The following is a 5,271-nucleotide window of genomic DNA, read 5'->3' as shown; positions in this document are numbered from 1 at the left end:
ACGGGCGCAGGTCGTGGCACCGCCCATCGTGGAAGGCGGGATGGCGATCACCTTCCGACCGTTCAAGGTCGCGGCTGATCAACTGATCGAGCCGAGGCTCTTGCACGGCGGTCTCGTTGATCTCGATGCCAAACGTCGGGAAAGGGCAGCGGAGGCGATGAAGCTGGCTGAGGCAGGGCAGGTCGTCGAGGCCATGCGGCTCTGCGTCGGGGAGCGCATGAACATCCTGATCTCAGGCGGTACCTCGACTGGCAAGACGACATTCGCGCGGTCCCTCTTGTCGATGGTGGATCAAGGCGAGCGGATCCTGACCATCGAGGATGCCTACGAGCTCTTTCCCCGCCAGGAGAACGCCGTGGCACTTAAGGCAGACCGCACTGCCCAAGGAGAACGGACGCCTGCGCGATTGCTGGAAGCCTCCCTGCGGATGCGGCCGGATCGGATCATTCTGGGCGAACTGCGGGGCGAGGAAAGCCGGACCTTTCTCGAAGCGATCAACACTGGGCACGGTGGGTCGTTCACAACAATCCATGCAGACACAGCACGGAAGGCGATTGATCGGTTGGCAATCATGGTCATGGCCGCCGGGCTGGGCATGGGCTTCGAGGAGGTGAAGCGGTACTGCGAGGGGAGCGTGGATTTGGTGGTGCAGCTTTCGAGGGAAGGCGGGCGGCGTGGGGTGGCGGAGATACTGTGCCTTTGAGGATCGCGAAGGGCGGAAAGCGGACCTTCGCGCCTTGCATACGTCAACGTTCAAGAGCATCTTCGCCCAGCGTTGGCGGATGCAACTCGCTGCCGGTCCGAACCATCGAACGTCTGACGAGCACCAAAGCAGGTCAATGACATCGGCGGTGGGCTATGGAATGTCTGCGAGCGGATAGCCCCATGCGCCTTCCCATCCGCAGGCTTTCGCTGCGCAGAAGGCGGCATGTTGGAGAACCTGTTCTGGAGTATCTCCGCGCAATCTCGCCACAAGGTAGCCCGCGATGAAGGCATCGCCTGCGCCCATCGTGTCGACCACCGTGGCGGGCACAATTGGCTGTTCGATGCGGGTCTGACCATTGGCCCAGACTGCCCCCTTGTCGCCGCGCGTCACGCAGACGGTGTCCGGCCCAAGATCGAGAACCCGCCCGATGAGGGCGCTGACCGCCGTGTCCTGCAGCCCGGCGCCGGAGAGGAAGGCGGTGGTCACATGGGGGCAGACCTGCTCCAGATAGGCCGGGTCGTGCAGGGTCGAGAAATCGAAGGACACCTCGCGCGCAGAAGCCCGGATGCGGGGCAGTTCGGGTTCCAGATAGCTGAAGCAGCTGGAATGGACATGGCCCTTCGCCGCGATCAGCGCGAGGTCATCCTCGTCCATCCTGAGCATCAGCTTGCGCCGGATGCCGCCCCGGTTCGACGCGACGAAGACCCGGTCTCCGTCCGCATCATGCGTGACCTGCGCCTTGCCGTTCGGCCCTTCTACCCGGCGCAGATGGGCGGTCGAGAGGCCTTCGGCGGCCATGCAGGCGCGGACATGATCGCCCTCACGGTCATTCCCGACGATGCCCATGTAGGCCACGTCGGCAAGCCCGAAGCGGCGGGCCAGAACGGCCACGTTCAGCGCGTTGCCGCCGGGGAAGAACTCGCCCCGGTCAAGGTAGAGGTCGACGACATTGTCGCCGATGCAGAGAAGTCCGTTCGTCATGCTGGCTCCGTCCTGGAGGGGGCAGGACTGGCCCGCCCCCTGACCTTTCGTCAATAGTCCATCTTCCACATGTAGCGCCGCACGGTCAGCGGATGGCCGCGGCTGTCGGCCAGCTTGTCGCAATAGACGCGCAGGAGCGTGCCGAAGGCCATGTGCTCGACATGTTCCACGACCTCGGGATCGATCACGCCGAGGCCCAGTTCCTCGGCGCAGAGCGTGGTCACGCGCTGGCTGTACTTAGTCACGAAATCCAACCCCCGGTCATCCATCTTGCGGCTTGCGCCAAGGCCGCGCAGCACGATGAAGGGCACGTCGAAATCGGTGATCTCGAAGGGTCCGTGGAAGTATTCGCCCGCGTGGATGCCGGCGGAGTGGATCCACTGCATCTCCTGGAAGATGCAGATGGCATAGGAATAGGCGGTGGCATAGTTCGCGCCGGCGCCCATGGTGTAGATCACCGGCTCGCGCTTGTGGCTTTCGGCGAAAGTGGCGATCCGGTCGGCATGGGCGGAGATGGCGGTGTCGATCAGCGCGGGCAGGGCGGTCAGGGCCTTTTCCACCTTTTGCGCCAGGGGGTTGGCTTCGCGCGCGGCGAGGATGCCGAAGGTCAGCCGGGCCATGACGGCGGCGGAATGGTCGGTCGCAAAGGTCTTGGGGGCGTGGGTGTAGTAGACCGGGAACTCGACCGCTTCGTCCAGCGGGCTGCCGGGCAGGTTGGTCAGCGCGATGGTCAGCGCGCCCTTGGCCCGGGCGAAGCGCGCCGCCTCGACCGTTTCGGGCGTGGTTCCAGAATGCGAACACAGAATCACGGCCGAGGTTGGCCCCAGCCGCGCCGGGTTGCGGGCCATGAACTCGGCGGCGTTCAGCGCGTGTCCGGCGATGGTCTTCGCATGGCGGTCGACCGCATACTGGTTCGGCAGCATCAGCGCATAGGACCCGCCGCAGGCGACGAAATAGATCTCGGTCAGTGCAGGCCGGGCCTTTGCGGCGGCAAGAGCGGCGGCGATCTGCGCCTCGGTCGGGAAGGGTTTGTCGGTCATCTGGTCCTCTCATCAGGCAAGGTTGGGCCGGTCCCGGAAACGGCGTTCCGGGGGGCGGCAGGTCGGCAATGGGTTGGGCGCTACTGGGGAAAGCCCCCCGGATGGCCACAGCAGGCGGCAGCGCAGGTGTGGCCCGCTGCCATGGCCTTGGGCACCGAGGCCCCGTTGAGACGCGCGGCCAGAAAGCCCGCAATGTAAGCGTCGCCAGCGCCGGTGGTGTCGACTGGGGTGATCGCCGGGGCAGCGGCGCGGAAAGTCTGTCCGCCGATCAGGGCAAGACTGCCCCGTGCGCCCAGCGTGACGACGGCCCCCTTTGCGCCTTGCGCCACCAGTTCCGCAGCGCGCGCCTCGGCATGGTCGGCCTGCGCTTCGGACAACGAAGCAAAGGCGATGGTCAGCCCCTCCACATCCAGATCCTCCGGCGCCGCGTTCACCGAGACATCCTGCGACAGGCTGACCCCGTCACGCGCCAGCACCCGGCGCGCATGGCCGCCATCCTGCAGCCAGCCGATATGGACATGCCGGGCCGCCGAGAGCGCACGCAGGCGGGCGGCATCGGGCACCCAGCCCGCGCAAGCCCCGAAATCCTCGGTCAGGATGGTGCGGTTTCCGTCAGGGGCAACGGTCAGGCAGGTGACGGAGGTCGGCGGCTGGCGCCGTTCCACCAGCGATACATCCACATCCTTCACGGCCAGCGCGGCAAGCACCCGGTCGCCGTCGGCTTCACCCGCCGGGCCGACCGCACCGCAATAGGCCGTGCGGAGGCCAAGCATCGCGCCCTGCACCGCCACGTTGACCGCGTTGCCGCCCACCAGATCGGCCGTGACCGCACCGGTCAGCCGGTCGATGCAGTTGTCGCCCAGGGCTATCAGGTCGAACGTGGTCATCCGATGGTCGCCCCGCGCGAGGCCATGTTGTCCTTCAGGTCATGCCAGGCAAGGACCGGGCGGCGATACCAGGTCTGGCCGTGGAAGAAGGGCCGCGTCTCCAGCTCCAGCCCGTCCAGCGCCGTCTCCCCGCCCCTGCCCAGCATCTTCTGCGCCAGCTTCATCCCGAGGTAGGACGACATGGCGACGCCAGTGCCGTTGTAGCCGATGGCATAGCCCATGCGCCCGTGCAGGCCCACATGCGGCAGGTGGCTGAAGGTGGCGCCGACAAAGCCGGTCCAGACATGGGCGATCTTCACGCCCTCCAGCTGCGGGAAGAGCCGAAGGATGTTGCGACGCACCCGCGGCAGGCAGGCCGCGACATCGTCCACCTTCACCGGAACCACGGTGCCAATCACCACCCGGTCGCCGTCGGGCGAGGGCCGGTGATAGGTCACGTTCATCCGGGTGTCATAGACCATCGACGCCCGGGGATAGAGCGCACGAACCGCTGCAGGGTCCATCGCTTCGGTCGCCGTCACCACCGAGGCCAGCGACACCACCCGCCGCCGCATCCACTTTGACGCGCCGTCGGTGTAGCCGTCGGTTGCCATCACCAGGTGTGCTGCGCGGACCGTGCGGATTCCGGCAAGACAGGTGATGTGGTCGCCCTGGTCCTCGATCTGCGACACCCGGGTCTTGGGCGCAAAGCGCACACCTGCCGCAAGGCAGAGCCGCACGAGTTCCGCGACCAGCCGCCCGGGGTGCAGGCTGGCCCAGTCCGGCAGATGCACCCCGCCATGAAACTGCGGCGAGGCGACGAAATCGCTGACACGGGCCTTCGGGATTTCCTCTCCCTCTACCCCGAGCCGTGCATTCTGGCGCAGGAAGTGGCGCAGGCCCTCCATCCGGTCGGGGCGATGCGCGCCGATGAAATGGCCGCAGACGCTGTAATTGCAGGCGATGCCCTCTTCCGCCACGAACCGGCGCAAGTGACGATGCGCTTCGATCCCGGTCGACAGGATGGCCCGCGCACGATCCTCGCCATACTTCGCGATGAAATCGTCCAGGTCCGGCTTCATTTCCGAGGAAACCTGCCCGCCGTTCCGGGTGGAACACCCCCAGCCGATCTCTCCCGCGTCGCAGACCACGACCTGCCGTCCGCCGCGCGCCAGATGCAGCGCGGTGTAAAGGCCGGTGAAGCCCGAGCCGACCACCAGCACGTCCTCGCGCGGCTCGACCGTCGAGGCGGGGACCTGTGGCAAGGCCATCTCGGCCCGCCAGAGGGGGGTGTCGCTGTGTCCCTGGAAGGCGTCCATCTCAGTAGGCCACGCGCTTGTAGTAGCGGCGCGTCACCAGCGGGTGGTTCCGCATCACCTCCAGATGCGCCGAAAGCCGTTCCAGCACGGTGGCCAAAAGCGCCGGGGCCAGCAAAGCCCGCAGGTCAGCCGACAGGCCGGTGGTCGCCAGGTCGCGGGTGTCGAGCACGGTCAGCTTGTCGGTATACCCCTTGGCAAAGGCGATCACCCGGTCGGTCAGCGGGCGGGTTTCATCCTCGCCCGCGAAGACCAAGACCGAGACGCCCTTTTCCACCAGTTCCAGCGTGCCGTGGAAGAAGTCCGAGGCATGGACCGGCCGGGTGCGGATCCACTGCATCTCTTCCAGGATGCACATGCCG

5 protein-coding genes and 1 pseudogene are annotated in these 5,271 nt (G+C 66.6%); 1 reads left to right on the top strand and 5 read right to left on the bottom strand.

Annotated elements, in window-relative coordinates:
* A partial coding sequence (locus ACRCSW_RS01845; protein ID WP_438702294.1) for an ATPase, T2SS/T4P/T4SS family occupies window positions 1-703 on the top strand: 703 nt, incomplete at its 5' end.
* Between the two features lie 153 nt (window positions 704-856).
* Here ACRCSW_RS01845 and ACRCSW_RS01840 read toward each other — a convergent pair.
* The 5 genes and pseudogenes from ACRCSW_RS01840 to ACRCSW_RS01820 all read right to left on the bottom strand — a co-directional run.
* Complete coding sequence (locus tag ACRCSW_RS01840) at window positions 857-1,687, bottom strand: PfkB family carbohydrate kinase (RefSeq protein WP_168776740.1); 831 nt, start codon at window positions 1,685-1,687, stop codon at window positions 857-859.
* A 50-nt stretch (window positions 1,688-1,737) separates the two neighbouring features.
* The gene (locus tag ACRCSW_RS01835) at window positions 1,738-2,727 is read right to left on the bottom strand and encodes an SIS domain-containing protein (protein ID WP_168776741.1); all 990 of its coding nucleotides are present in this window, start codon (window positions 2,725-2,727) and stop codon (window positions 1,738-1,740) included.
* An 80-nt stretch (window positions 2,728-2,807) separates the two neighbouring features.
* Window positions 2,808-3,614 (bottom strand): PfkB family carbohydrate kinase, encoded by an 807-nt coding sequence (locus ACRCSW_RS01830; protein WP_168776742.1) that lies wholly within the window; start codon window positions 3,612-3,614, stop codon window positions 2,808-2,810.
* Complete coding sequence (locus ACRCSW_RS01825) at window positions 3,611-4,912, bottom strand: NAD(P)/FAD-dependent oxidoreductase (RefSeq protein WP_168776743.1); 1,302 nt, start codon at window positions 4,910-4,912, stop codon at window positions 3,611-3,613. The genes ACRCSW_RS01830 and ACRCSW_RS01825 overlap by 4 nt, the downstream gene beginning before the upstream one ends.
* 1 nt (window position 4,913) lies before the next feature.
* A pseudogene (locus ACRCSW_RS01820) lies at window positions 4,914-5,271 on the bottom strand (SIS domain-containing protein); the annotation flags it as partial.

The organism is Tabrizicola sp. (assembly GCF_051645465.1).
GTDB lineage: Bacteria > Pseudomonadota > Alphaproteobacteria > Rhodobacterales > Rhodobacteraceae > Tabrizicola.
Note: the sequence above shows the minus strand (reverse complement) of the source record. Positions and strands in the feature narration are given on the sequence as shown.

Excerpts from the sequence above, each read along its gene's own strand:
- ACRCSW_RS01840 (WP_168776740.1), bottom strand. The coding sequence starts at position 1,687 with ATGACGAACGGACTTCTCTGCATCGGCGACAATGTCGTCGACCTCTAC.
- ACRCSW_RS01835 (WP_168776741.1), bottom strand. The coding sequence starts at position 2,727 with ATGACCGACAAACCCTTCCCGACCGAGGCGCAGATCGCCGCCGCTCTT.
- ACRCSW_RS01830 (WP_168776742.1), bottom strand. The coding sequence starts at position 3,614 with ATGACCACGTTCGACCTGATAGCCCTGGGCGACAACTGCATCGACCGG.
- ACRCSW_RS01825 (WP_168776743.1), bottom strand. The coding sequence starts at position 4,912 with ATGGACGCCTTCCAGGGACACAGCGACACCCCCCTCTGGCGGGCCGAG.